Origin of the sequence: Deinococcus sp. AB2017081 (genome assembly GCF_034440735.1) — a bacterium.
In the GTDB taxonomy this organism is placed as follows: domain Bacteria; phylum Deinococcota; class Deinococci; order Deinococcales; family Deinococcaceae; genus Deinococcus; species Deinococcus rufus.
Window position 1 is genome coordinate 633,366 of the sequence record NZ_CP140098.1, and the last position, 23,984, is coordinate 657,349.

At 70.1% G+C, this 23,984-nt stretch carries 22 protein-coding genes; 18 read left to right on the forward strand and 4 right to left on the reverse strand.

What is annotated here, in order from left to right; all coding sequences use genetic code 11:
• Positions 1-27 precede the first annotated feature (27 nt).
• The 3 genes from opp4C to U2P90_RS03065 are packed head-to-tail and all read right to left on the reverse strand — an operon-like array spanning position 28 to position 3,440.
• Positions 28-909 (reverse strand): oligopeptide ABC transporter permease, encoded by an 882-nt coding sequence (gene opp4C / locus U2P90_RS03055; RefSeq protein WP_295816795.1) that lies wholly within the window; start codon positions 907-909, stop codon positions 28-30.
• Positions 902-1,855 (reverse strand): ABC transporter permease, encoded by a 954-nt coding sequence (locus tag U2P90_RS03060; protein ID WP_322473747.1) that lies wholly within the window; start codon positions 1,853-1,855, stop codon positions 902-904. Before U2P90_RS03060 ends, opp4C begins: the two co-directional genes overlap by 8 nt.
• A gap of 49 nt (positions 1,856-1,904) precedes the next feature.
• On the reverse strand, positions 1,905-3,440 hold the full coding sequence (locus tag U2P90_RS03065) for a peptide ABC transporter substrate-binding protein (RefSeq protein ID WP_295816799.1): 1,536 nt from the start codon (positions 3,438-3,440) through the stop codon (positions 1,905-1,907).
• 281 nt (positions 3,441-3,721) lie between these two features.
• Between U2P90_RS03065 and U2P90_RS03070 the strand changes: the two genes are divergently transcribed.
• The 17 genes from U2P90_RS03070 to U2P90_RS03150 all read left to right on the forward strand — a co-directional run bounded on the left by U2P90_RS03070 (position 3,722) and on the right by U2P90_RS03150 (position 21,927).
• Positions 3,722-4,918, forward strand: coding sequence for a hypothetical protein (locus tag U2P90_RS03070; RefSeq protein WP_322473748.1), 1,197 nt, complete (start codon positions 3,722-3,724; stop codon positions 4,916-4,918).
• 173 nt (positions 4,919-5,091) lie between these two features.
• Complete coding sequence (locus U2P90_RS03075) at positions 5,092-5,880, forward strand: IclR family transcriptional regulator (RefSeq protein WP_322473749.1); 789 nt, start codon at positions 5,092-5,094, stop codon at positions 5,878-5,880.
• Positions 5,877-7,082: a M24 family metallopeptidase gene (locus tag U2P90_RS03080; protein ID WP_322473750.1), complete on the forward strand. Its 1,206-nt coding sequence runs from the start codon at positions 5,877-5,879 to the stop codon at positions 7,080-7,082. Before U2P90_RS03075 ends, U2P90_RS03080 begins: the two co-directional genes overlap by 4 nt.
• Before the next feature lie 59 nt (positions 7,083-7,141).
• On the forward strand, positions 7,142-7,762 hold the full coding sequence (locus tag U2P90_RS03085) for a substrate-binding domain-containing protein (RefSeq protein ID WP_322473751.1): 621 nt from the start codon (positions 7,142-7,144) through the stop codon (positions 7,760-7,762).
• A 527-nt stretch (positions 7,763-8,289) separates the two neighbouring features.
• Positions 8,290-9,864, forward strand: coding sequence for an ABC transporter substrate-binding protein (locus tag U2P90_RS03090; protein WP_295816805.1), 1,575 nt, complete (start codon positions 8,290-8,292; stop codon positions 9,862-9,864).
• Between the two features lie 207 nt (positions 9,865-10,071).
• On the forward strand, positions 10,072-11,010 hold the full coding sequence (locus U2P90_RS03095; protein ID WP_322473752.1) for an ABC transporter permease: 939 nt from the start codon (positions 10,072-10,074) through the stop codon (positions 11,008-11,010).
• Between the two features lie 31 nt (positions 11,011-11,041).
• Positions 11,042-11,890 carry an ABC transporter permease gene (locus U2P90_RS03100; RefSeq protein WP_295816810.1) on the forward strand — a complete coding sequence of 283 codons (849 nt, stop codon included), beginning with the start codon at positions 11,042-11,044 and terminating at the stop codon, positions 11,888-11,890.
• Positions 11,887-12,912: an ABC transporter ATP-binding protein gene (locus U2P90_RS03105; RefSeq protein WP_322473753.1), complete on the forward strand. Its 1,026-nt coding sequence runs from the start codon at positions 11,887-11,889 to the stop codon at positions 12,910-12,912. The genes U2P90_RS03100 and U2P90_RS03105 overlap by 4 nt, the downstream gene beginning before the upstream one ends.
• The gene (locus tag U2P90_RS03110; RefSeq protein ID WP_322473754.1) at positions 12,909-13,982 is read left to right on the forward strand and encodes an ABC transporter ATP-binding protein; all 1,074 of its coding nucleotides are present in this window, start codon (positions 12,909-12,911) and stop codon (positions 13,980-13,982) included. The genes U2P90_RS03105 and U2P90_RS03110 overlap by 4 nt, the downstream gene beginning before the upstream one ends.
• Positions 13,979-14,992: a GntR family transcriptional regulator gene (locus tag U2P90_RS03115; RefSeq protein ID WP_322473755.1), complete on the forward strand. Its 1,014-nt coding sequence runs from the start codon at positions 13,979-13,981 to the stop codon at positions 14,990-14,992. The genes U2P90_RS03110 and U2P90_RS03115 overlap by 4 nt, the downstream gene beginning before the upstream one ends.
• A 108-nt stretch (positions 14,993-15,100) precedes the next feature.
• Complete coding sequence (locus U2P90_RS03120) at positions 15,101-15,808, forward strand: creatininase family protein (RefSeq protein WP_322473756.1); 708 nt, start codon at positions 15,101-15,103, stop codon at positions 15,806-15,808.
• Positions 15,805-16,872: a 2-dehydropantoate 2-reductase gene (locus tag U2P90_RS03125; protein WP_322473757.1), complete on the forward strand. Its 1,068-nt coding sequence runs from the start codon at positions 15,805-15,807 to the stop codon at positions 16,870-16,872. The genes U2P90_RS03120 and U2P90_RS03125 overlap by 4 nt, the downstream gene beginning before the upstream one ends.
• A complete protein-coding gene (locus U2P90_RS03130; protein ID WP_322473758.1) occupies positions 16,869-17,636 on the forward strand; it encodes an SDR family NAD(P)-dependent oxidoreductase in 768 nt (255 codons plus the stop codon). The genes U2P90_RS03125 and U2P90_RS03130 overlap by 4 nt, the downstream gene beginning before the upstream one ends.
• Positions 17,633-19,072 (forward strand): dipeptidase, encoded by a 1,440-nt coding sequence (locus U2P90_RS03135; RefSeq protein ID WP_322473759.1) that lies wholly within the window; start codon positions 17,633-17,635, stop codon positions 19,070-19,072. The genes U2P90_RS03130 and U2P90_RS03135 overlap by 4 nt, the downstream gene beginning before the upstream one ends.
• Position 19,073: 1 nt before the next feature.
• Positions 19,074-19,652, forward strand: coding sequence for an RraA family protein (locus U2P90_RS03140; protein WP_322473760.1), 579 nt, complete (start codon positions 19,074-19,076; stop codon positions 19,650-19,652).
• Entirely contained in the window at positions 19,649-21,169 is a 1,521-nt protein-coding gene (locus U2P90_RS03145; protein ID WP_322473761.1) for a carboxypeptidase M32, read from the forward strand. Before U2P90_RS03140 ends, U2P90_RS03145 begins: the two co-directional genes overlap by 4 nt.
• A complete protein-coding gene (locus U2P90_RS03150; protein WP_322473762.1) occupies positions 21,166-21,927 on the forward strand; it encodes an SDR family oxidoreductase in 762 nt (253 codons plus the stop codon). Before U2P90_RS03145 ends, U2P90_RS03150 begins: the two co-directional genes overlap by 4 nt.
• A gap of 181 nt (positions 21,928-22,108) precedes the next feature.
• On the opposite strand, the gene U2P90_RS03155 is transcribed toward U2P90_RS03150, so the two are convergent.
• Entirely contained in the window at positions 22,109-22,924 is an 816-nt protein-coding gene (locus tag U2P90_RS03155) for an SDR family NAD(P)-dependent oxidoreductase (RefSeq protein ID WP_322473763.1), read from the reverse strand.
• 60 nt (positions 22,925-22,984) lie between these two features.
• On the opposite strand from U2P90_RS03155, the gene U2P90_RS03160 reads away from it, so the two are divergent.
• On the forward strand, positions 22,985-23,911 hold the full coding sequence (locus U2P90_RS03160) for an isoaspartyl peptidase/L-asparaginase family protein (RefSeq protein WP_322473764.1): 927 nt from the start codon (positions 22,985-22,987) through the stop codon (positions 23,909-23,911).
• Positions 23,912-23,984: the final 73 nt, after the last annotated feature.

The following is a 23,984-nucleotide window of genomic DNA, read 5'->3' on the forward strand; positions in this document are numbered from 1 at the left end:
ACGCCCAGGGAGCCGCGACGAAGCGGCTCAGCTGCGCGGGTCGAGGGCGTCTCTCAGACCGTCGCCGAGAAAGTTCACGGACAGAACCGTGATCAGGATCATCAGGCCGGGAAACAGGGCCAGCCACGGCGCGCTCTGGAGCCACTGGCTGGCGTAGTTCAGCAGGTTGCCCCACGTGGGCGTGGGCGGCTGCACGCCCAGGCCCAGGAACGACAGGGCGGACTCGAGCATGATCCCGCTGCCGACCGCGAGCGTGGTGGCGACGATGATCGGCCCCAGGGCGTTGGGCAGGATGTGCCGGAACATGATGCGGTTGTTGCTGCCGCCCAGCGCCCGTGACGCCTCGACGAACTCGCGCTCGCGCAGGCTGAGGAACTGGCCACGCACCAGCCGCGCCGTGCCCATCCACCCCAGGAGGCCGATGATGGCGACCAGCAGCGTCACGTTGGGCCGCAGCATGCCAGACAGAAGGATCACCAGCGGCAGCAGCGGGATGCACAGCACCACGTCGGTCAGGCGCATCAGCACGCTGTCGACCACGCCCCGGTAGTACCCGGCGAGCGCCCCGACCAGGGTGCCCAGCAGCGTGGAGAGCAGCGCGCTCGCCAGCCCCACCGCGAGCGACACGCGGGCGCCGTACAGCACGCGCGTGAAGGCGTCGCGGCCGAGCTGGTCCGTGCCCATCAGGTGCTCGCGGCTGGGCGGCTGGGGCTGGCCCATGATCTCGAGATCCTGCCCGTCGAAGGCGTAGGGGGCGATGACGGGAGCCAGCAGCGCGAGCAGGCCCAGCACGGTCAGCACCGCGAGTCCGGTCACCGCCAGCCGGTGGCGCAGGAAGCGGCGCAGGAACAGCCGCCACGGCGTGTCGGCCGCGCGGGCCCGGGTGGGGGCAAGGGTGGCGTCACTCATAGCGGATCCGGGGATCGACCGCCGCGTACGCGAGGTCCGCGAGCAGGTTGCTGAGGATCAGCGCGAACGAGCCGGCCATCATCAGCGCCATCAGCACGGGGTAGTCGCGGCCGTTCATGCTCTCGATGAAGAGCCGCCCGATTCCGGGCCACGCGAAGATCGTCTCGGTGATCACGGCCCCCGACAGGATGGTGGCGAAGTCCAGCGCCACGACGGTGATGATGGGGATCAGGGCGTTGCGCAGCGCGTGGCCGTACACCACCCGCCCGCCCGTGAGGCCCTTGGCACGGGCCGTACGCACGTAGTCCTGGGCCAGCACCTCGACCATGCTCGAGCGCATGTAGCGGCTCCAGCCGGCCACCGACGCGAAGGCCAGGATGCACGCGGGCAGGATCAGGTGATGGATCAGGTCGAGCACCGAGTCGCTGCCGATGGTCTGGATACCGGCCGAGGGCAGGAGTCTCCACTGCACGGAGAACAGCAGCTGCAGCATCAGCGCCAGCCAGAAGACCGGCATGCTCACGCCCAGGAACGACAGGAAGGTGATGACGTAATCGATGCCGCTGTAGCGGCGCACGGCGCTCACGATGCCCAGCGGCAGCGCGATCAGCAGCGAGAGCACGAAGCTGGTGCCGCCCAGGATCAGCGTGGGGCCGATCCGCTCGGCGATCTCCTGCGTGACCGGCCGCGCCGTGCGGATCGAGTAGCCCCACTCGCCGGTGAAGAAGGCGGTCACCCACGACACGTACTGCACAGGCAGCGGCTGGTCGAGACCGAAGGCGGTGCGCATCTGCGCCAGCGCCTCCGGGCTGACCGAGGGGTTGTCGGCGTAGACGTCGAGCGGGCCGCCGGGCGCGAGGTGCAGCACCCCGAAGAGCAGGAGCGACACCCCGAGCAGCAGAGGCAGCGTACCGACGAGCCGTCGGAGCAGGTGGGTCACGTTCACGGGGCGTCCTCGCGGGTGGGCTGCACGGGCCGCGCCCACCCGTCTGTGGTCACTTGTTCAGCCACCAGCCGCTGGTGTTGACGAAGTTGGTCATGTTCGTCGGGTTGGGCACGAAGCCGCCCAGCTTCTCGGTCACGGCGATCATCGAGGGGTTGCTCGTGACCGGGATGCTCGGCAGGTCGGTCATCAGCGCGGTCTGGAACTCACGCAGCGCGGCCGTGCGCTGGACTGGGTCGAGGGTGCTCTCGGCGCGGGCGAGCAGCGCGTCGATCTTCGCGCTGGAGTAGCCCTGGCCGTTGTTCACGCCCTTGGAGCCGTAGAACACGCTGTAGGTCGGGTCGGCCGAGGTGATCCAGCCGCCGTAGAACAGGTCGTAGTTGCCCTTGTAGCGCGCGTCGCGGAACGCCACCCCGGACTTGTTGTCGGGCTGCAGCTCGATGCCCGCCTGCTTCAGGGACGCGATGATGACCTGTTCGGCGTCCTCGTCGGTGGAGCGTCCGGCCTGCGCCATGATCTTGAAGCTCATGCGCTTGCCGTCCTTCACACGGATGCCGTCGGCGCCTGGCTTCCACCCGGCGGCGTCGAGCAGCTGCTGGGCGCGGGCCAGGTTGTAGTCGTACTTCGGCACGGCTGGGTTGGTGTACGAGAACACCGGCACGACCACGGTGTTGATCGGCGTGGGGTAGCCGCCCAGCGCCTTGCTGATGGCCGACTTGTTCAGGGCGTAGGCGAAGGCCTTGCGGACGTTGGGATCCTTGAAAGCGTCGACGGTCTTGAGGTTGAAGTCCAGGTGCTGCCAGCTCAATACCGTGTTCTTGACGATCTTCAGGCCGGGCACGCCGTCAAGCTGGGTGACCTGCGAGTAGGGAATCCCGTAGGCGAGCTGCACCTCGCCGGTACGCAGCTGCGTGACCAGCGTGTTGCTGTCGGGGATGATCTTGAACACCATGCCGTCGAGGTACGGGAGCTGCACGCCCTTGCTGTCCTTGCGCCAGTAGAAGGGGTTGCGTTCCAGGATCACGTACTGGCCGCGCCGGAATTCCTTGACGCGGAAGGGGCCGGTGCCCAGGGGCTTCTCGTTGTAGGTGTCGGTGTTGAGATCCTTGCCCTCCAGCGCGTGCTTGGGGAAGATCCCGAAGGTGAACAGCGTGCTCATGAAGTCCGGGGCGACGCGCTTGTAGTTCACGACGACCGTGGTGGCATTGGGCGTGTCGATCGAGGCGATGTCCTCGGTGCCGTCCTTGCTCTCGGCGATGAACTTCGGATTCTTCACGGCCTCCCACGTGAACTTGACGTCAGCCGAGGTCAGCGGCTGGCCGTCCGACCACTTCACGCCGGGGCGCAGGCGGTAGGTCACGGTCATGCTCTTGCCGTCGGCGGCGACCTTGATCCCGCCGTTGCGAACCGTGGGCACCTGGGTCGCCAGCACCGGGACGTAGTTCGCCTTCGCATCCGGCGCGACCAGGCCCTCGACCACGGCGGCCTGAACGTCGCCCAGGAAGCCCGTCGAGTACACGTTCAGGGTGTCGATGTCATACCCCAGGCCGACCGTGAGGGTGCCGCCACGCTGCTGGGCCCCAGCCATTCCGCCTAGCAGAATGAAGCTGGCGGCAGCAATGCGCAGCGCGTTTCGGGATGCGGAATATGGGCTACGGGTGATCCGAGTCATGATGCAACCTCCGGAAAGGGGGTGATGATCAATCTCCACTGGGCCGACGCAATTCTTATGGAACGCCTGGATTGTAAGGACTGCCGCAGAGCAAGTCAACACCGAACCGGCCAGATGCATTTCACGATGCGGAACGCCGAGGTTGAGTTGTTGTTCCACGATGCGGAATTTGCGCTACGCTTGAGCCGGAGGTCACAATGCCCACCCATGACACGACCGTTCAGGATCAGGAGCTCGGCCAGCGCCTCACGGCCCTCACCATCGGTATGGATCAGCTCGAACGCCGCCTCTCGCGCGGTCACGGTGTTCTGGACAGCGAGGGACTCGTCCCGATCTATCTCGGGCAGAACCTCGTCCCTGCCCCGGCGTATCAGGACTGGGAGGAGGTGCACACCGAACTCGCGGCCCTCGACGCGGCCACCCGGACGCTCGCGGACGGCCCCCGCCGCGCCTTCCTGGAGGACATGCTGAGGTCGCTGCGTACCGCTGCGCGGCTCTTCGAGGGTGAGGAACTGAGCTTCCGGGAGAAACTCGAGCAGCTCGTGGGCGTGCCTGCCGAGCCGGTCAGCGACGACGTGATCCAGGACATGCAGGCCACCATCGACGCGCTGCTGCGCCAGGCCGGGTACGTGGACGGCACCCTCGGCGAGCGGGTGCACCGCTGGGAGGCCGACGGGGCCACCCCGGCCTCGGAGCTGGAGGCCACCTTCACCGCCCTGATGGCCGAGGCCCAGCGCCGCACCGACGCGATGATCTACCCGACCGGCGACTACACCATGGCCCTGAACGCGGTGCGCGGCGTGCCCTTCACGGCCCGCTGCAACTTCAACGCCGGCCAGATGGATCTCAACGTGGATCTCGACTTCACGCGCTCGGCGCTCAAGCACCTGGTCTGTCACGAGGTTTTCCCGGGCCACTCGACCCAGCTGCTCTACACCCGTGACGCGGCCGAACGCGGCGAGAGCACCGCCGACGTCCTGCTGTGCACCGCCAACGCGGTGACCGGCTGCGTGCAGGAGGGCATCGGCGACCAGGGCGTGCACCTGATCGACTGGGTCGAGGACACCAACGACGCCATCCACATGGCGCTGCGCCGCCTGAGATCGGCCAGCGCCACCAGCGCCGCGTGGTATCAGATGGGCGGCGGCTGGAGCGAGGAGCGGGTACGGGCGTTCCTGGAGACGTCCAGCTTCGGGCAGCGCGTGTGGATCGACGGCCGCATCCGCTTCGCCAGCTATTCCTTCCGGGGGCCGTTCATCGCGTCGTACTGGCACGGCGACGAGGCGGTGCGCACGGTGCGCGAGCGCATCCGGCCCGAGCAGCGCGCGGCCTTCATCGAGACCCTGTACGGCCAGATGCACTCGCCGCGGAGCCTCCTGATGTTCCAGGCGTGAGGCGGATTCCGCTTGAATCCCGCAGAATGTAAGTTCAATCCGACCGGGCTTGCAAAGCTGCGCAGCAGAGGGAGAAGGAGAAACCACGCAGTCCGGGAGATGGGAGATGAACGGATATCCGGCGCTGTCCCGGATATCCGGGACCCCTGCGGAGTCCGTATGAGGCGGCCGACATGAGTGAAAGCGTCCAGAGCATCGAACGGGCCCTGACCCTGATCAACACCATCGTGGATGCCCAGCGGCCCCTGAGCATCGCCGAGCTGTCGCAGGCGGCGGGTCTGGCCCCCAGCACCATCCACCGCATCATCCAGACCCTCGCCGCGCGGGGCTACATCCACCAGGATCACGCGACCAAGCGCTACGACATCGGCCCGGAGATCGTCGAGATCAGCCGCTCGCTGTACCTGCGCTACGACCTCGTGCGGCGGGTGCGGCCGTACCTGCAGGATCTGGTCGACCTGACCGGCGAGACCGCGCACCTCGCCGAGCTCTATGGCACCAGCGCGATGTACCTCAGCCAGCTGGAGCCGCTGAGCATGGTGCGCATGTTCACCACGCCGGGCTCCATCGCGCCGCTGTACTGCAGCGACGTGGGCAAGCTCTTCCTGGCGGATCTGCCGCCGGCGCGGGTCACCGACATCATCCACAAGACCGGCCTGCGCCCCCGGACGCCGCACACCATCACCAGTGCGGATGACCTCGATGCGGCGCTGCAGGTCGTGCGTGAGCAGGGCTACGCCGTCGACGACGAGGAGCGCGAGATCGGCGTGCGCTGCCTGTCCGCGCCCATCCTCAACGGGGCCGGCAAGGTGATTGCGGCGGTGGGGATCGCCGGCTCCAGCGGCCGCGTGCTGCGCGAGCGGGTGCCGGAACTCGCGGCCTGCGTGCAGCAGGTGGCGCACCGCGCGGCGACGGAACTGATCCTGCAACCCCAGGACGAACCGCAGGCGCACCGCCCATGACCGTGGCTGATCGTCTGGAGATCGGCCGGGCGGAACACGCCCAGCGTCGGGAGCGGCTCGCACGAAGGCTGCACGACGCGGAACTCGACACGATCTGCGTGTTCGGGCCTGTCCGGGTCGCCTACCTCACCGGCTTCCACTTCGCGGCCACCGAGCGGCCCATCGGGCTCGTCCTGACCGGCGGCGGCGACCTGACCATGCTGCTGCCCGAGATCGAGGCCGAGCACTACGCCCACCAGTGCCCGGAACTGCCCGCCCCCCTGACGTATCCCGAGTATCCGGGGGGCGGCAGTGGCCGGCACCCGGTGACCGTGCTGGCCGACCACCTGCGGCGATCGGGCCTGAAGCGGATCGCGGCCGACGTGGACGGCTACGAACACCGCTGGGGCTACCGCGGGCCGGCGCTCTCGGCGCTGCTGGAGCAGCCGGTCGCGGACGGCCTGGCCCTCGTCGACGACCTGCGGATGGTCAAGAGTCCGGCGGAGATCGCCCTGATCCGTGAGGCCTGCGCGTGGGGCGACCACGCCCACCGGATGATGCAGGACGCCATTGCCCCCGGCGTGAATGAACTCGTGGTGTCGCACGAGTCCAGCCTGCGGGCCACCCGCGAGATGCTCGCGGCGCTGGGTGAGCGCTACGTGCCCAAGACCCGCGAGGGCCTCCCGGCCAACGCCATGTTCATCAGCGGCGCGAACACCGCGCATCCACACGGTCTGCACCAGAGCGTGGGCGTCCAGCCGGGTGACGTGCTCGTGACCGGGGCCTACGGCGTCGTGGGCGGCTACGAGAGCGAGCTGGAACGCACCATGCACGTCGGAGCACCGACCCCCGACTTCGAGCGATACTTCGCCGCCATGCTCGGCGCGCAGGACGTGGGCCTCGCCGCACTGCGCCCCGGCCGCACGTGTGCCGAGGTCGAGGCCGAGGTGCGCGGCTACATTGAGGACACCCTGGACATGACGCGCCTGATCCGGCACCACACCGGGCACGCCTTCGGGCTGGAGGGTCACGAGCATCCCTTCCTCGATCTGGACGACCACACCGTCATCGAGCCGGGCATGATCTTCTCTATCGAGCCGGGGCTGTACGTGCCGGGCCTCGCCGGCTTCCGCCACTCCGACACGGTGCTGGTCACAGGCAGCGGTAGTGAGCGCCTCAGCCTGTATCCCCGGGATCTGGCGGCCCTGCTCATTCCGGTGTGACCCGGACATGACACCCTGACCGGGAAGCGCGAGCAGCGGCGTGGACGCCCGGGGAGCGGATGGCGGGCGGCCTGGCACAGCTCGGCGGCGGCGGGCATCCCACCGTGGTCATCGGCCGGCGTGATCTGCCGGGCCACGAGCTGCCGTACGTCACGGCCGACCATCCGGCCGCGACCGCGCGGGCGTGCACGGCCCTGCTCGACCGGGGCCATGAGTGCACCCTGTATCTGGGCACGGTGGCACGCCACGAATCGGCGGTCGACCGGGAACTCGGCTACCGCGCCGCCATGGGTCACGCGCCGGAACGCGGCCGGGTCGAGCGGGTCGAGACGGTCACCCCGTCGGTGGTGCGGGCCGCGCTGGACGCCGGCGTGACGGGCGTGCTGTGTGAGAACGAACGCCTCACCGCCGGGTGGATCGCGGCGGCTGCGACCCTCGGCGTGCACTGGCCACAGGACGACGGCGTTGCGGTGCTGGGCGATCCGATCTACCAGAGTGAACTGCCCGCCGGGTGGGCACACGTGACCATCCCCCGCGTGCAGATGGGCCGTGAGGCAGTGCGGCTCCTCACGCAGCTCCTCGGCGGTCTGCCGGCTGCATCCGTCAGCCTGCCGTGTCAGTGGGTGCCAGGGGCGTCGCTGGGGGGAACGGACACGCCCGTCACGGGGTTGTCGGGATGAGCGCTCCCCGTGGCGTGGGCAGTCGCCAGGCGCCCCAGGGATCCGGGCTCCACTCGGCTCGCCCCGGGCAGGCGGGCTGGCGCCCAGTGGCACGCCTGGGCCGCCGCCTGCGGCACCCGGCCCACCGCGTTCCGACCGCCAGTTCCGGGTGAACACGAATACCAGCGGCGTCCTGCAGGAGTCGCCACACACCCTGACCGTGCCGATCGACGGCCGGTTCATGCTGACCACACTCCGGGTTGTCCTCGACGCTCCCGGTTCCCGGGCCCGACCGCCGCGAGCAGCCGGGTAGGACTGGCCATGGTGCCGGCACCGTCCGGCAGACGGACGACGGATCACGCGACCCACCAGTGTCCATCCGCCCCGGCGTCGACGCAGCGCGCTGTCACTCCGTGTGCAGCGGGAACATTCTCCTCCGGGCGCACGGCGCTGCAGGCCGGAACATTGGGCTTGCCAGATCCAGAGCTCGGTGTTATGGTTCACCATAACATTTACGAAGTTGTTATGGACGTTCTGGAGGTAGGGGTATGAACAGACTGTCACGTGCCACGCTCGCGCTCGCCGCCGCACTCAGTGTTTCCCACTCACTTGCCGTCACGCGCGGTGGCCAACTGGTCTACGGGCGCTATGCCGACTCGCTGTTTCTCGACCCTGTCCTGAACGACGCCAACCTCGACATCTGGATCCTGACCAACCTGTACGACACGCTGCTCCAGCCCACCGCCGACGGCAAGGGCGTGCAGCCGGGCCTGGCCAGCCGCTACGCCGCGTCGACCGACGGCAAGACCATGACCCTGACGATGCGCCCCGGCCTGAAGTTCGCCGACGGCAGCGCCCTGACCGCCGCCGACGTGAAGTGGTCGCTCGACCGCGCCCGGCAGCCCGACGCCGGGGCGTGGAGCTCCTCGCTGGCGAGCATCGACTCGATCACGGCCAGCGGCCAGACCGTGACCCTGAAACTGAAGCGCCCCGATCCCACGCTGCCCGCCGCGCTGGCGACCTTCAACGCCGCGATCATGCCGCAGAAGCTGTTCACGGCCGCCGCCGGCAAGAACGACGCCGAGAAGGCCAAGGCCTTCGCCGAGAAGCCCATCGGCTCGGGGCCGTTCGTCCTGAGCGAGTGGAAGCGCGGCTCTTACATGGTGCTCAAGCGCAACCCCTACTACTGGAAGAAGGGCGAGGACGGCAAGGCGCTGCCCTACCTGGACACCGTGCGCTTCGAGATCATCCCCGACGACAACACCCGCATCCTGAAGCTGCAGGCCGGGGAACTCCAGGGCGCAGAATTCATCCCGCTGAGCCGCGTGGCCGAACTCAAGCGCGACGCCCGGCTGGACATGGAACTCTTCCCCTCGACCAAGGTCAGCTCGATCTTCATGAACAACCGCCCCACGCTGAAGAACGGGGCCGAGAACCCCCTGAGCGACGTGCGCGTGCGCCAGGCACTGAACTACGCCACCAACAAGGACGCCCTGATCCAGGTCGTGACCTTCGGCACCGGCAAGGTCATGAAGTCGTTCATGTCCTCGACCACGCCGCTGTACGACGCCGCGCAGAAGGGCTTCCCCTACGACCTGGCGAAGGCCAAGTCGCTGCTGGCCGCCACGAAGTACAAGAACGGCTTCGAGGTCAGCGTCATGGCCACCAGCGGCAGCGCCGACGATCTGGCACTGCTCACCGCCATGCAGCAGATGTGGGGGGCCATCGGGGTGCGGCTCAAGATCGAGCAGCTCGACGCCGCCACCAAGACCGCCCGCTACCGTGCCAACGACTTCCAGATGCGCACCGGGGCGTGGACGAACGACATCAACGACCCGTCGCAGATCACGTCGTACTACGCGATCTTCGACAACATCGAGTCCGTGCATACCGGCTTCAAGAATGCCGAGATCGACAAACTCTTCGCGCAGAGCCAGCAGGAACTCAGCCGCGTGAACCGCGCGTCGCAGTACCGTCGCATCCAGACCATCTACCAGCAGGCCGCGCCGATCGTGTACCTGTACGAGACGCCGTATCCGGTGGCGCTCTCGAAGAAGGTGGGCGGCTTCGTGCAGATCCCGCTGGGCAACAACATCTTCGCCGGAGCGTGGCTCGACAAGTAAGACGGACTCCGATTGAATCCCGCTGAAAGCGGGGTGAAATCCGACCAAAGGGAGTAGGAGCCGTACGGATTTCGGGAGATGGACGGACATCCGGCTCTCTCGCGGATGTCCGGGAATCGGACGGAATCCGTAGAAGACATCTGCCCCCGTCCCCACCGTCCCCGGCCGCCGCGACTTCCCGTGCGGCGGCCGGGTGCTGGAGGTGTCATGCACACCAGTTATGTTGTCAAGCGGCTACTCCAGATCATCCCGACCTTCCTGGCGGTCATGCTGCTGGTCTTCCTGCTCGTGAGACTCCTGCCGGGCGACCCGGCCAGCGCGATCCTGGGCGACCGTGCCACCACCGAGATCGTCGAGCGCACCAACCGCGAGCTGGGGCTGGATCAGCCGCTGCCGGTGCAGTTCGGTATCTTCGTGCAGCGCCTCCTGACCGGTGATCTGGGCGACTCGATCAGCCTGAAGGTGCCGGTCATGCGCCTGATCGTGGAACGGCTGCCCGTCACGCTGTTCCTGACCGTGTACGCCGCCGTGCTGGGTGTGCTGCTCGCCGTGCCGCTGGCGGTGCTGGCCGCCGTGCGCCGCAACACCTGGGTGGACGCGCTGATCCGGGGCGTGTTCCAGGTCGGGCTGTCGCTGCCGGTGTTCTACGTGGCGCTGCAACTGCTGACGCTGCTGGGCGCCCGGCTCGGCTGGTTTCCCATCGGCGGCTACGGCGAGGGCTTCGGCGGCCACCTGTACCACCTGTTCCTGCCCGCGCTGACGCTGGGGCTGAACCTGGCGGCGGTGCTGGTGCGCACGCTCAGAAGCGCCGTCATCGAGGTGCTGACCGCCGAGTACGTGGAGTTCGCCCGCGCCAAGGGGATGGCGGCGCGGGTGATCCTGAGCCGGCACGTGCTGCGCAACGCCCTGATCTCGACCGTGACCCTGCTCGGCCTGAACATCGGGGCGCTGATCGGGGGCGCGGTCATCACCGAGACGGTGTTCGCCATTCCCGGCGTGGGTCGCCTGATGGTGGACGCCATCTTCGGGCGCGACTACCCGGTCATCCAGGGCCTGACCCTGACCTTTGCGGTGCTGGTGTCGCTGGTCTTTCTGGTGACCGACCTGCTGCACGCCCGCCTCGACCCCCGCACGGAGCTGAGCTGATGTCTCTGCTGTCCATTCCGAGGAGCCCGGCATGACCGCCGTCACGACCGTTCCCGCCGCCCCGGTTCGCACGCGGCGCGGCCCCAAGCCCACCCTGCTGATCGGGCTGATCCTGCTGGCCGTGCTGATCGTCGCGGCGCTGTTTCCGGCCGCCCTGGCGCCGCACAGCCCCACCGATTTCGACTACGAGGCCATCCTGCAGGGGCCGACCGCCCGGCACCCCTTCGGCACCGACAACTTCGGGCGCGACGTGCTGAGCCGCGTGATCTACGGCACGCGCGTCGATCTCCAGATCGCCATCTTCACGACCCTGTTTCCCTTCCTGTTCGGCACGCTGCTGGGCGCGCTCACCGGTTACCTGGGCCGCTGGGCCGACGCCGTGGTCGGGCGGATCGCCGATCTGGTGGTCGTCTTTCCCTTCCTGGTGCTGGTCATCGCCATCGTGGCGGTGCTGGGGCCGGGGCTCACCAACATGTACATCGCGGTCAGTGCGGTGGGCTGGGTCAGCTACTGGCGGCTCACGCGCGGCGAGGTCATGAGCCAGAAGAAGGCCGAGTACGCGCAGGCGGGCCGGGTGCTGGGCTACAGCCCCAGCCGGATCCTGCTGCGCCACCTGCTGCCCAACGCGGTCACGCCGGCCATCGTGTACCTGATGACCGACATGAGTCTGGGCATCCTGCTGGGGGCCTCGCTGGGCTACCTGGGCCTGGGCGCGCAGCCGCCGACCCCGGAATGGGGCGTGATGGTCGCCGACGGCAAGAACTTCATGGCGACCGCGTGGTGGATCTCGACCTTCCCGGGCCTGGCCCTGACGCTGGCCGGCGTGACCTTCTCGCTGATCGGCGATGGCCTGGCCGACGCCCTGAGGCCCCGCGCATGACGGCGCTCACAGAGACCGGGATCGGCACGCCCGTCACCGCGCCGCTGCTGAGTGTCCACGACCTGAACGTCCGCATCCCCACGCCCTCGGGCACGCTGCACGCGGTGCGCGGCGTGAACTTCGATCTGCACCCCGGCGAGATGCTGGGCGTGGTCGGCGAGAGCGGCTCGGGCAAGAGCGTGACCCTGCGGGCGCTGCTGCGGCTGCACCGCCCGCCGATCGCCATGAGCGGCGAGGTGCGCTACGGCGGCCGGAACCTGCTGGCCCTGAGCGACCAGCAGCTGCGCGGCGTGCGCGGCGGCCAGATCAGCATGATCTTCCAGGAGCCCATGAGTGCCCTGAACCCGGTGCTGACGGTGGGCGAGCAGATCACCGAGAACCTGCGCGAACACAAAGGGCTGCGGGGGCGGGCGGCCCAGGAGCGGGCGGCCGACCTGCTCGACCTGACCGGGATTCCCAGCCCACGGGCGCGGCTCTCGGACTACCCGCACCAGTTCTCGGGCGGGATGCGCCAGCGGGCCATGATCGCCATTGCGCTGGCGTCCGAGCCGCGCGTGCTGCTGGCCGACGAGCCCACCACGGCGCTGGACGTGACCATCCAGGATCAGATCCTGCGGCTGCTTCTGAAACTGCGGGGCGAGCTGGGCATGGCGGTCATCCTGGTGACGCACGACCTGGGCGTGGTCGCGCAGACCTGCGACCGCGTGGCGGTGATGTACGGCGGCCGGCTGATGGAGACCGCGCCCGTCGTGGAACTGTTCCGCCAGCCCCGGCACGCCTACGCGCTGGGCCTGCTGCGCAGCCTGCCGGGCGTGGGCGGCGAGCGCCGGCCGCTGGTGCCGATTCCCGGCGGCCCGCCGGATCTGCGGATCACGCCCCAGGGCTGCGCCTTCTACCCACGCTGCGCCTACGGCGACGACGCCTGCCTGGGCACCGAACCCCCGCTGGTGCCGGTGGCCCCCGGCCGCGACAGCGCGTGTGTACACGCCGACCGCCTGCCGCCCCCCGGAGACCTGGCATGAGCGCCCCCACCCAGACCCTCACGCCCAGCGCCACAGCATCCGACACCGTGCTGGAGGTCAGCGGCCTGACCAAAACCTTCCCGGCGGGGCAGTCGCTGCTCTCGCGGCTGCGGGGACAGCCCCGCACGGTCGTGCAGGCCCTGACCGACGTGCACCTGAGCGTGCGCCGGGGCGAGACGCTGGGCATCGTGGGCGAGAGCGGCTGCGGCAAGTCCACCCTGGCCCGCACGCTGGTGCGCCTCTACGACGCCGACAGCGGCAGCGTCCGCTACGGCGGCGCGGAGGTGACGACCCTCGCGGGGGCCGACCTGCGGGCCTACAACCGCTCGGTGCAGATGATCTTCCAGGATCCCTACTCCAGCCTGAACCCACGCATGACGGTCGAGCAGGTGCTGCGCGAGGTGCTGGGCGTCCACAAGATGCGGCCCCCGGAGCAGATCGGAGCCCGCATTCAGGAACTCCTGAGTCTGGTCGGCCTGCCCCCGGAAGCGGCCGGACGGCTGCCGCACGAATTCAGCGGCGGGCAGCGCCAGCGCATCGGCATCGCGCGGGCGCTGGCGCTGGAGCCCGAGATCCTGATCGCCGACGAACTGGTCTCGGCGCTGGACGTGTCGGTGCAGGCGCAGGTCGTGAACCTGCTGCTGGAGTTGCAGGATCGCCTGGGCCTGACCGTGCTGTTCGTGGCGCACGACCTGCGGCTGGTGCGCCACCTGTCGCACCGGGTGGCGGTGATGTACCTGGGCCGGGTGGTCGAGGTCGCGGACACGGCCACCCTGTTCGCCGCGCCCCGGCATCCCTACACCCAGGGCCTGCTGGCCGCCGCCCCCTCGCTGGAACCCGGCACCCGCAGCAGCGAGCCCGCCATCTCGGGCGAGCTGCCCAGCCCGCTGAACGTGCCGAGCGGCTGCGCCTTCCGCACGCGCTGCCCGCACACCTTCGACCGCTGCGCCACCGAGCGGCCGGCACTGCTGCCGACCTCGGGCGGCGAGGTCGCGTGCCACCTGTACGATCCCGCCGGGTCGGTGCCGGAACGTCCGGGGCAGGAGCGGCAGGGTACGGTGATTCCATGACTGCGCCCACCCTGGACACGCCCGCCGCCTTCGTCCGGCCCCTGAGCATCGACCGCACGCTGGACGTGCCGGTGGGGGCGCAGCTGCGCGGGCAGCTGGAATACGGCATCGCCTGCGGGGAGATCGCGCGGGGCACCCGCCTGCCCAGCGTGCGCGAGCTGTCGCAGGAGCTGGGGGTGGCGCACGTCACGGTGGCGCAGGTCTACAAGGAGCTGCTGGGCCTGGGCCTGATCGTCACGGCGCGGGGACGCGGCACCTACGTGGCCGACGCGCCGCGCGTGCAGAACAGCCCGGATCACGCCCGGCTGCGCGACCTGCTGTCGGGGGCCATCGGGGACGCGCAGCGCGAGGGCTTCACGCTGCGGCAGATCAGCGAGGTCATGGGCGTGCTGCTGGCCCGCGCCGGCCAGCCCGCCCAGGAGGGCGTGACCGTGCTGCTGGTGGGCCTCTTCGCCGACGCCACGCGCTCGTACGCCGCCGACCTGCACCCCGCGCTGCGCCCCGGCGACCGGGTGCAGACGGTCACGCTGGGCGAACTGCGCCGGGGGGACGGCCTGGAGCACGCCCACGCCGCCGACGTGGTGCTGGCCCTGGCCCACCGCCTGGCCGAGACGCAGGCGCTGCTGCCGGGTGTGACCGTCATCCCCGTGGGCTTCATTCCCGCCCAGGCCACCCGCGCCGCCCTGGCGGGCCTGAGCCCGCTCTCGACGGTCGCGCTGGTCGCCACCTTCGAGGACTTCCTGCCCACCTTCCTGGCCGGCGTCCGCCGTTTTGCGCCGCACGTGCTGACACTGAACGCCACGCACCTGCACGCCCCCGGCCTCCAGACCGTTCTGGAGGACGCAGACGTGGTCGTGTACGCCACCGGCTCGGAGATGGTGCGGGATCTCGTGCCCGGCACCGCCGCCATCGAATACCGCCACATGATCGACCCGCGCGACGTGGAAGGGCTGGTGCTTCCCGCCGTGGAGGCCCGCCGCAAGGAACACCATGACAACAATTCCCGGTGAGTCGAAGACGAACCCGAACGAAGTGAGCAGGAACCTGGCCCAGGCTCCGGCGATGGACAGACCGGCCGGTGGGGTATCCGGCGGGGCTGGGAATCAGAGGAGACTGGGATGACCCCGATTGAACAGATGAACTGGATGCAGGTCGAGGCCTACCTGCAACACGACGACCGCTGCGTCCTGCCGCTGGGTTCCACCGAGCAGCACGCCTACCTGAGCCTGGCGGTGGACAACATCCTGCCGTCGAAGCTGGCCCACGAGGCGGCCGCGCCGCTGGGCATCCCGGTCTTTCCGGTGCTGCCCTACGGCATCACGCCGTATTTCCGGGCCTATCCGGGCAGCGTCACGCTGCGGGTGCAGACGTACCTGAGCGTGGTGCGCGACCTGCTGGACGGCCTCCACGAACAGGGCTTCCGGCGCATCCTGATTGTGAACGGTCACGGCGGCAACTCGCCCGCGCTGGGCTTCAGCGCCGAGTGGATGGCCGACCACCCCGGCACACAGGTCAAGTTCCACAACTGGTGGAACGCGCCGCGCGTGTGGGCCCAGGTACAGGCCACCGACACCAACGCCAGCCACGCGTCATGGATGGAGAACTTCCCGTGGACGCGCCTGGAGGGGGTCACCATGCCCGACGCCGAGAAGGGCGCGGTGAACCTGGATCGCCTGCGGCTGCTCGCTCCCCAGGCGCTGCGCCATTATCTGGGCGAGGGCAACTACGGCGGGAAATTCCAGCGCCCCGACGAGGACATGCACGCGATCTGGGACGTGGCGGTGCAGGAGACACGGGAACTGCTGGACGGCGGGTGGATCGAGTGAGCGGCTCGTCGGAGGGTGCCCAACCCCGTGTCCTGATCTGGGGAGCCGGAGCGATCGGGGGCTCTATCGGCGCGGCGCTGATCCGGGCAGGGGTCGACGTGACCTTCGTGGACGTGGCCGCCGCGCACGTGCAGGCCATCCGCGACTCGGGCCTGCGCGTCACCGGGGCGTTCGGGGATCACACCGTCCAGGCCCCGGCATGTACCCCGGAGGAACTGGCCGGTCAGTGGCCGCTGGCGCTGCTGTGCACCAAGGCGCAGGACACCGAATCGGCCGGGCGGGCCCTCGCTCCCCACGTCACGCCGGACGGCGCGGTCGTGTCGGTGCAGAACGGCCTGAATCCGCTGATCCTGAACGAGATCTTCGGTGCCGAGCGCGTGCTGGGCGCGTTCGTGAACTTCGGGGCCGACTATCTGGAACCCGGCGTGGTGACCTACGGCGGGCGCGGCGCGGTGGTCGTGGGAGAACAGGACGGCACCCTGACGGCGCGGGCACACGCCATCCACACCCTGCTGCGGCACTTCGAGCCCGCCGCGATCCTGACGCCCAACATCTTCGGCTACCTGTGGAGCAAGCTCGGCTACGGTTCGCTGCTGTTCGCCACCGCCGTCACCGACGACTCCATTGCCGACGCGCTGGCCCGCCCGGAGAACCGCGCCATGTACGTGGAACTGGGCCGCGAGGTCATGCGGGTGGCCCTGGCCCACGGCGTCACGCCCGAAGCCTTCAACGGCTTCGACCCGGCCGCCTTCCTGCCCGGCGCGGCCGACGCACAGGCCCACGCCAGCCTGGACGAGCTGGTGGCCTTCAACCGCCGCAGCGCCAAGACCCACAGCGGCATCTGGCGTGACCTGTCGGTGAGAAAGCGCCGCACCGAGGTCGATGCCCAGGTCGGCTGGGTGGTGCGGTTCGGCCACGAGCACGGCGCCCCCACGCCCCTGAATGCGCTGCTGGTCGAGCTGATCCACGACATTGAGGACGGCCGCCGCACCCTGGACACGGCGGGCGGGGACGGCCCGAACATGCGGGCGCTGCGGGCCGCGATGCCGGCGGTGGGCGCATGAACATCGACTTCCAGGGGCAGACCGTGATCGTCACCGGGGCGGCGCACGGCTTCGGGCGGGCCATCGCGCTTGCGTTCGCCTGGAACGGTGCCTCCGTGTGGGCGTGCGATCTGAACGACTCCGGACTGGCCGAGACTGCCCGGCTGGCCGCCCACGACGGGCTGACGATCCAGACGCGCACCGTGGACGTGGGGGACGGCGCAGCGGTGCAGGCCCTCGTGGCCGAGGTGGCCGCCGCGACGGGCCGCGTGGATGTGCTGGTGAACAATGCCGGCGGCGTGCTGGGGCAGGTCGGCCGCCCGCTGGAGGAGATCAGCGCCGCTGACTGGCACGCGATCTTCCGGGTGAACGTGGACGGGGCCTTCCTGTTCGCGCAGGCCGTGGCCCCGCACATGAAGCGCCAGCGCTCGGGGCGGATCATCAACATCTCGTCGGGCGCGGGGCTGGGCATCAGCCTGACCGGCATCCAGGCCTATGCCAGCGCCAAGGCCGCGCAGATCGGCCTGACCCGGCAGCTCGCGCACGAACTGGGCGAGTGGGGCATCACCGTCAACAACGTCGCGCCGGGCTTCGTGCGTTCGAACCCCACCACCGAGCTCCAGTGGGAGAGCTACGGCGAGGAGGGGCAGCGCAAGCTGGTGCAGGGAATTGCCCTCAGGCGCCTGGGCACGCCGGACGACATCGCCAGTGCCGTGATGTTCTTCGCCTCCGCGCAGGCCGGGTGGATCAGCGGTCAGGTGCTCAGCGTGGACGGCGGCAAGTGAGCGCGGGGACGACCGGCTGGCCCGCGCCCCGGCCCGGCGCGGCTCCACTGCCGGCGGCACTGGAGGCGGCCGTCTCGCTGCTCAGGAACCGCGCGGACGCCTCGCTGGCCGAGCTGATCGACTTCGCCGGCATTCCATCGGTCAGCGCCCAGACCGCCCACGCGCCGGACATGGCCCGCGCTGCCGCCTGGCTGGTGGCGCGGCTGGAACGGGCCGGACTCCAGGATGTGGCCCTGTGGATCACCGCCGGGCATCCGGCCGTGTATGGCGAATGGCTGGGCGCGCCGGGGGCTCCGACCGCGCTGGTGTACGGCCACTACGACGTGCAGCCCCCGGAGCCGCTGGAACGCTGGAGCACGCCGCCCTTCACGCCGACGGTCATCGGGGAGCGGGTGTACGGACGCGGCGTCAGCGACGACAAGGGGCCGCTGCTCCTGACCGTTCAGGCAGCGGACGCGCTGCTGTCGGCCACCGGCACCCTGCCCCTGAACGTGAAGTTCCTGTTCGAGGGCGAGGAGGAGGTCGGCTCGGCCCACCTGCCGGAGCTGGTGGCGCAGCGGGCCGCCGAGCTGCGGGCGGACTTCGTCATCAGCGCCGACGGGGGCATGTGGAGCGCCGAGTTCCCGTCGCTGACGGTCAGCGGGCGCGGGCTGGCGGCGCTGGAATTCAGCGTGTACGGCCCGGCCCGCGACCTGCACTCCGGGCGGCACGGCGGGGCGCTGCACAACCCCCTGCACGCGGCGGCGGCGCTGGTCGCCGGCCTGCACGACGACCACGGGCGGGTGACGATCGAGGGCTTCTACGACGGCGTTCAGGAACTCTCCGCCGAGCAGCGGGCGGGCCTGACCCGCCTGCCCTTCTCGGACACGGAGTACGTGGCCCAGACCGGCGCACCGGCCGCCTACGGCGAGGCCGGGTACTCCACCCTGGAGCGCCAGTGGCACCGCCCGACCGTCGAGGTCAACGGCCTGTGGGGCGGCTATACCGGCGAGGGCAGCAAGACCGTCCTGCCCGCCGAGGCGCACGTGAAGCTGACGTGCCGCCTCGTGCCGGGCCAGCACCCGGAGACCATCGCCGCGCTGCTGGCCGAGCACCTGCGGACGCATACACCGCCCGGCGTGCGTCTGGAACTGCGGCCCAGCGACCATGCCGCCGGCCCCTACGCCCTGCCGGACGGACACCCACTGCGCGGGGCAGCCGGGCAGGTGCTGCATGACCTGTACGGCACTGCGCCCGTCGAGGTCGGCATGGGCGGCTCCATCCCCATCCTGGAAACATTCAAAGACGTGCTGGGCCTGGACACGGTGCTGTTCTCCTTCGCCGTGGGCGACGAGAACATCCACGCCCCCGACGAGTTCTTCCGTATCCCGCGCCTGTACGAGGGCCAGGAGGCGTGGCTGCGCCTGTGGTGGGCGCTGGGGCACGCGGATGGCTAGTGTGAATGTAGTGGCGCTGGCCGATCGCCTGAACGCCGCGCTACCGGGCCGCGACCTGACCTGCAACCTGAGCGATGCGCTGGGGCACACCGGCGGCCTGGGGGCCGACTTCCGCCCGCTGTGGACAGGAGCGACCTTCGCGGGCGTGGCGGTGACCGTCCGCACCGCCGGCACCGACCTCAGCGCGGTGTACCGGGCCATCGACGCCGCGCCGCCCGACAGCGTGCTCGTGATCGACACGCACGGCACCCGGCATTCGGCGTTCTGGGGGGAGAACACGACAAAAGCAGCGCTGGCACATGGTGTTCGGGCCGCCGTGATAGACGGCGCGTGCCGGGACGTGACCGCCATCCGGGCACTGGGTTTTCCGGTCGTCTGCACCGGCACCGTGCCTCAGGCGGGGCGGCGTGAGGACGGCGGCGACGTGAATGTTCCGGTTGCTCTCGGGAGCGTGCCCGTGCAGCCCGGCGACCTCATCGCCGGGGACGACAACGGTGTGGTGGTTGTGCCCGCCGCCGACGCGCCGCGCGTGGTGGACAGCGTGCTGGCCGACCTTTCAAGCATCACAGGAGCCCCATGACCGACACCGACTTTGCCCGGCGCTCTGCCGAGATCAACGACCTGCTGTGCGTCCTGAACCTGCTGGCGTGGGATGCCCGCACGCAGATGCCGCCCGGGGGCAGCGCCACGCGCGGGCAGCAGAGCGCGACCATCAGCGCCCTGGCCCGCGAGCGCGTCCTCGCCCCGGCCTTCGAGGCGGCGGCGCACGCGGCCCTGGACACCCCGGACGCCCCCGCCGCCCGGCAGGCCCTGAGCGCCGTCGCGGCCCTGCGCCGGGTGCCCGAGGCCCTGACCCGCGAACTGGCCACCCTGAAGAGTGAGGCGCAGGACGCGTGGGTCACGGCGAAGGCCGCCAGCGATTTCGCGGCCTTCGCCCCGGCCCTGACGCGCATGGTCACCCTGAACCGGGAACTGGCCGACGCGCTGGGCTACGAGGATCACCCCTACGACGCGCTGCTGAACCTCTACGAGCCGGGGCTGACGCTGAAGACTCTGCTGCCGCTGTTCGACCGCCTGCGAGCCCACCACGTCGCCCTGCTCTCCCGCATCACGGCGCAGCCTGCCCCCAGAACCGACTTCCTGCGGCGATCCTATCCGGCCGCCGGGCAGAAGGCATACTCACTCTCCGCTGCGCAGCGCTTCGGCTACGACCTGGGGCGCGGGCGGCTCGACGAGTCCGCGCACCCCTTCGAGATCAGCTTCACCCGGAACGACGTGCGGATCACCACCCGCGTGCAGGAGCACTTCCTGAGCGGTGCCCTGTTCGGCACCCTGCACGAGACCGGGCACGCCATGTACGAGCAGGGCGTCGACCCGGCCCTGACCCGGACGGTGCTCGCCAGCGATCTGGTCGGCCTGTACGCGGTCGGCGGCGCGAGCTACGGCACCCACGAGAGCCAGTCGCGCCTGTGGGAGAACCGCATCGGGCGGTCACGGGCCTACTGGGAGCAGCACTATGCCGACCTCCAGGCGACGTTCCCGGAGCAGCTGGCAGACGTGGACGCCGACACCTTCCACCGCGCCGTGAACGAGGTGCGCCCCAGCCTGATCCGCGTCGAGGCCGATGAGCTGACCTACGACCTCCACATCATGCTGCGGGTCGATCTGGAGCGCGCGCTGATCGGCGGCGAACTGGACGTGCGTGACCTGCCGGCGGCGTGGAACGCCCGGGTGAAGGCCGACCTGGGGCTGGACGTCCCCGACGACGCGCGGGGCGTGCTGCAGGACATCCACTGGTCGTCCGGGATGTTCGGCTCGTTCCCCACGTATACGGTCGGCAACGTCATGGCCTCGCAGTTCTTCGGGGCGGCGCAGGCGGCCCACCCGGAACTGGACTCGCAGCTGGAGCGCGGCGAGTACGCGCCGCTGCGCGAGTGGCTCACCGACAACATCTACCGGCACGGCCGCACCTTCACGCCGGATGAACTGCTGCGGCGCGTGACCGGCCGTCCCCTTGACCCGCAGCCCTACCTCGACTACCTCACGGGCAAATACAGCGATCTGTACGCCCTCGCGCCCCAGGAGGCCCACCCATGACCAGATCCCCTGCTCCCCTGCGTCTGTCCGGCAAGGTCGCCGTGGTCACCGGAGCCTCCAGCGGCATCGGTGAGGCGACGGCCCGCGCGCTCGATGCCGAGGGGGCCGCCGTGGTGCTGGTGGCCCGCCGCCGGGATCGCCTGGACGCCCTGGCCGAGGCCATCCGCCACGAGGGCGGGCAGGCCCACGTGGTCGCCGCCGACCTCTCCGACCCGGCCCAGGCGCGGGACGCGGTCGCGCAGGCCGTCAGCGCCTTCGGACGGCTCGATATCCTCGTGAACAACGCCGGACTCATGCTGCTGGGCCCGGTCGCGGACGCCGATCCCACCGACTGGCACCGCATGATGGATCTGAACGTGCTGACGCTGATGCACGCCACCCAGGCGGCCGTGCAGGCCATGCAGGGCCAGGGCAGCGGACACATCGTCAACATCTCCTCGGTGTCCGGGCGTGGGGCAGGGCCGACCAGCGCGGGCTACAGCGCGACCAAGTGGGCGGTAGGCGGCTTCAGTGAGGGCCTGCGGCAGGAGGTGCGCCTGCTGGGCATCCGCGTGACGGTCATCGAACCCGGCGTGGTCGCCACCGAACTGACGGATCACATCACGCACACGGCGACGAAAGACGCCTACGAGGGGCGGATCAAGCAGATGACGCCCCTGGAGGCCGAGGACATCGCCGCTGCGGTGGTGTACGCGACCACCCAGCCCCAGCGTGTGAACGTCAATGAAATCCTGATCCGTCCGCTGGATCAGGGCTGAGGACTGTGAAGGTGACGGCGCGACGGGTCGGACGCGCTGTCAACAGACCCCTCACCCTTCCGTCGCTCCGCTCCTCCCTCTGCCTCGCAGGTCGTCGGCTCCCTCTCCCCCGGGGAGAGGGCTGGGGTGAGGGGTCTTCGGGAGTACAGAGTCACAGAGTCCCCTCCACATGAACCTCTCTCTACCCGTGGTTGAAGGTCGTGGTGCAGCCGCCGTCCACCGTGACGATCGAGCCGGTCATGAACGAGCTGGCCCCCGACGCCAGGAAGGCGATCACGCGGGCGATCTCGTCCACGTGTGCCTGGCGGCCCAGGGGCTGGCGGGCGGCGGCGGCCTCGCGCCGGGCGTTGGCGGCGGCCTGCCCCTCGGGGCCGAGCCGGGCGCGGCTGCCGCCCATGTCGGTGTCCACGTAGCCGGGGCACACGGCGTTCACGCGCACGCCACGGGGGCCGTAGTCCACGGCGAGCTGCCGGGTCAGCGCTACCACGCCGCCCTTCGACGCGCAGTACGCCGGAGCGCCCGGCGCCCCGACCAGTCCATAGGTCGAGGCGACGTTGACGATCACACCCCGGCTGTCCATCAGGTGCGGCAGGGCGTATTTGGCGCACAGGAAGGGGCCGCGCAGGTTCACGGCCATCACGTGATCCCAGGTGTCGATGTCGAGGTCATGAAGCAGACTGGCTCCGCCGGAGATCCCCGCGTTGTTGACGAGGATGTCCACGCCGCCGAATCGGGCGACGGTCGCCTCCACCATGGCCTGCACCTGTACGGCGTCGGCCACGTCGCAGGGCACGAACACGGCGTCGCCGCCGTGATCCCGCAGGTGCTGGGCGCTGGCCTCGCCGGCCCCCTGGTTCACGTCGGCCACGACCACGCGGGCTCCGGCCTGGATCAGCGCCCGCGCCGTCGCCTGCCCGATGCCCGAGGACGCCCCGGTGACGATGGCAATCCTCCCGGAGAGGGACGCTGCTGGAACCTGCCTGTCTTCGTCTGTCATGTGTCCCCACCCTAGCGGGCACCGTCCCCACCGCTCTTCACGTTCCCCAGAGGTGATCCCATGACCCGTCCTGTCCTTGCCATCCATGGAGGCTGCGGCGCGATTCCCCGCGCCGACCTCACCCCCGAGACCGACCGCGCCGCCCGCAGTGCCCTGCGCCGTGCCCTGGAGGCCGGCTACGCTGTGCTGGACAGTGGCGGATCGGCCGTAGACGCCGTCACGACCGCCGTGCAGGTCATGGAGGACGATTCGGTCTTCAATGCCGGGTACGGTGCGGCGCTGAACCGCGACGGCGTTCATGAGCTGGACGCCTCGCTGATGGACGGCGCGTCCGGTCGCGCCGGCGCAGTGGCGGGGGCACAGCACATCCGCAACCCCGTGCTGGCGGCCCGCGCCCTGGCGGCCGTGTCCGACCCGCTGCTGCTGATCGGCCCGGCCGCCGACGCGTGGGCCGCCGCGCACGGCCTGGAGACCGTCGACAACGCGCAGTTCACCACCCCGGCAAGACAGGCGGCCCTTCACACCATGCTCGAACGCGAACGCCAGGGCACGCAGGCCAGCGCCACCGAGCAGGAGAAGCACGGCACGGTCGGCGCGGTGGCCCTCGACCGGCACGGCCACCTCGCGGCGGCGACCTCGACCGGGGGCTACACCGCCAAGCCGGTGGGGCGGGTGGGAGACTCGCCGATCGTCGGGGCCGGCACGTGGGCCGACGACCGCACCTGCGCGGTGTCGGGCACCGGCAAGGGCGAACTGTTCATCCGCTTCGCCGTGGGGCACGACATCCATGCCCGGATGCTGTATGGGGGGCAGTCGCTGGAAACGGCGGCCAGCGGACTGATCCACGGCGACCTGGCCGCGCTGGGCGGGGCGGGCCTGTGCGCGGTCGACCGCGCCGGCACCGTGACCCTGCCCTACAACACGGAAGGCATGTACCGGGGCTGGATCAGCGCCGACGGGCAGTACGTGGCGATCCACGAGGACTGAGGGAGGAACCACGGTGCTCCACAGCGCCCGCTCTCCGCCCGCCGCCTATCGACGGGTGCCCGTGACGGGGTCA

Excerpts from the sequence above, each read along its gene's own strand:
- U2P90_RS03150 (WP_322473762.1), top strand. The coding sequence starts at position 21,166 with ATGACCAGATCCCCTGCTCCCCTGCGTCTGTCCGGCAAGGTCGCCGTG.
- U2P90_RS03155 (WP_322473763.1), bottom strand. The coding sequence starts at position 22,924 with ATGACAGACGAAGACAGGCAGGTTCCAGCAGCGTCCCTCTCCGGGAGG.
- U2P90_RS03105 (WP_322473753.1), top strand. The coding sequence starts at position 11,887 with ATGACGGCGCTCACAGAGACCGGGATCGGCACGCCCGTCACCGCGCCG.
- U2P90_RS03115 (WP_322473755.1), top strand. The coding sequence starts at position 13,979 with ATGACTGCGCCCACCCTGGACACGCCCGCCGCCTTCGTCCGGCCCCTG.
- U2P90_RS03090 (WP_295816805.1), top strand. The coding sequence starts at position 8,290 with ATGAACAGACTGTCACGTGCCACGCTCGCGCTCGCCGCCGCACTCAGT.
- U2P90_RS03100 (WP_295816810.1), top strand. The coding sequence starts at position 11,042 with ATGACCGCCGTCACGACCGTTCCCGCCGCCCCGGTTCGCACGCGGCGC.
- U2P90_RS03120 (WP_322473756.1), top strand. The coding sequence starts at position 15,101 with ATGACCCCGATTGAACAGATGAACTGGATGCAGGTCGAGGCCTACCTG.
- U2P90_RS03145 (WP_322473761.1), top strand. The coding sequence starts at position 19,649 with ATGACCGACACCGACTTTGCCCGGCGCTCTGCCGAGATCAACGACCTG.
- U2P90_RS03085 (WP_322473751.1), top strand. The coding sequence starts at position 7,142 with ATGGCGGGCGGCCTGGCACAGCTCGGCGGCGGCGGGCATCCCACCGTG.
- U2P90_RS03080 (WP_322473750.1), top strand. The coding sequence starts at position 5,877 with ATGACCGTGGCTGATCGTCTGGAGATCGGCCGGGCGGAACACGCCCAG.
- opp4C (WP_295816795.1), bottom strand. The coding sequence starts at position 909 with ATGAGTGACGCCACCCTTGCCCCCACCCGGGCCCGCGCGGCCGACACG.
- U2P90_RS03070 (WP_322473748.1), top strand. The coding sequence starts at position 3,722 with ATGCCCACCCATGACACGACCGTTCAGGATCAGGAGCTCGGCCAGCGC.
- U2P90_RS03130 (WP_322473758.1), top strand. The coding sequence starts at position 16,869 with ATGAACATCGACTTCCAGGGGCAGACCGTGATCGTCACCGGGGCGGCG.
- U2P90_RS03160 (WP_322473764.1), top strand. The coding sequence starts at position 22,985 with ATGACCCGTCCTGTCCTTGCCATCCATGGAGGCTGCGGCGCGATTCCC.
- U2P90_RS03110 (WP_322473754.1), top strand. The coding sequence starts at position 12,909 with ATGAGCGCCCCCACCCAGACCCTCACGCCCAGCGCCACAGCATCCGAC.
- U2P90_RS03075 (WP_322473749.1), top strand. The coding sequence starts at position 5,092 with ATGAGTGAAAGCGTCCAGAGCATCGAACGGGCCCTGACCCTGATCAAC.
- U2P90_RS03065 (WP_295816799.1), bottom strand. The coding sequence starts at position 3,440 with ATGGCTGGGGCCCAGCAGCGTGGCGGCACCCTCACGGTCGGCCTGGGG.
- U2P90_RS03095 (WP_322473752.1), top strand. The coding sequence starts at position 10,072 with ATGCACACCAGTTATGTTGTCAAGCGGCTACTCCAGATCATCCCGACC.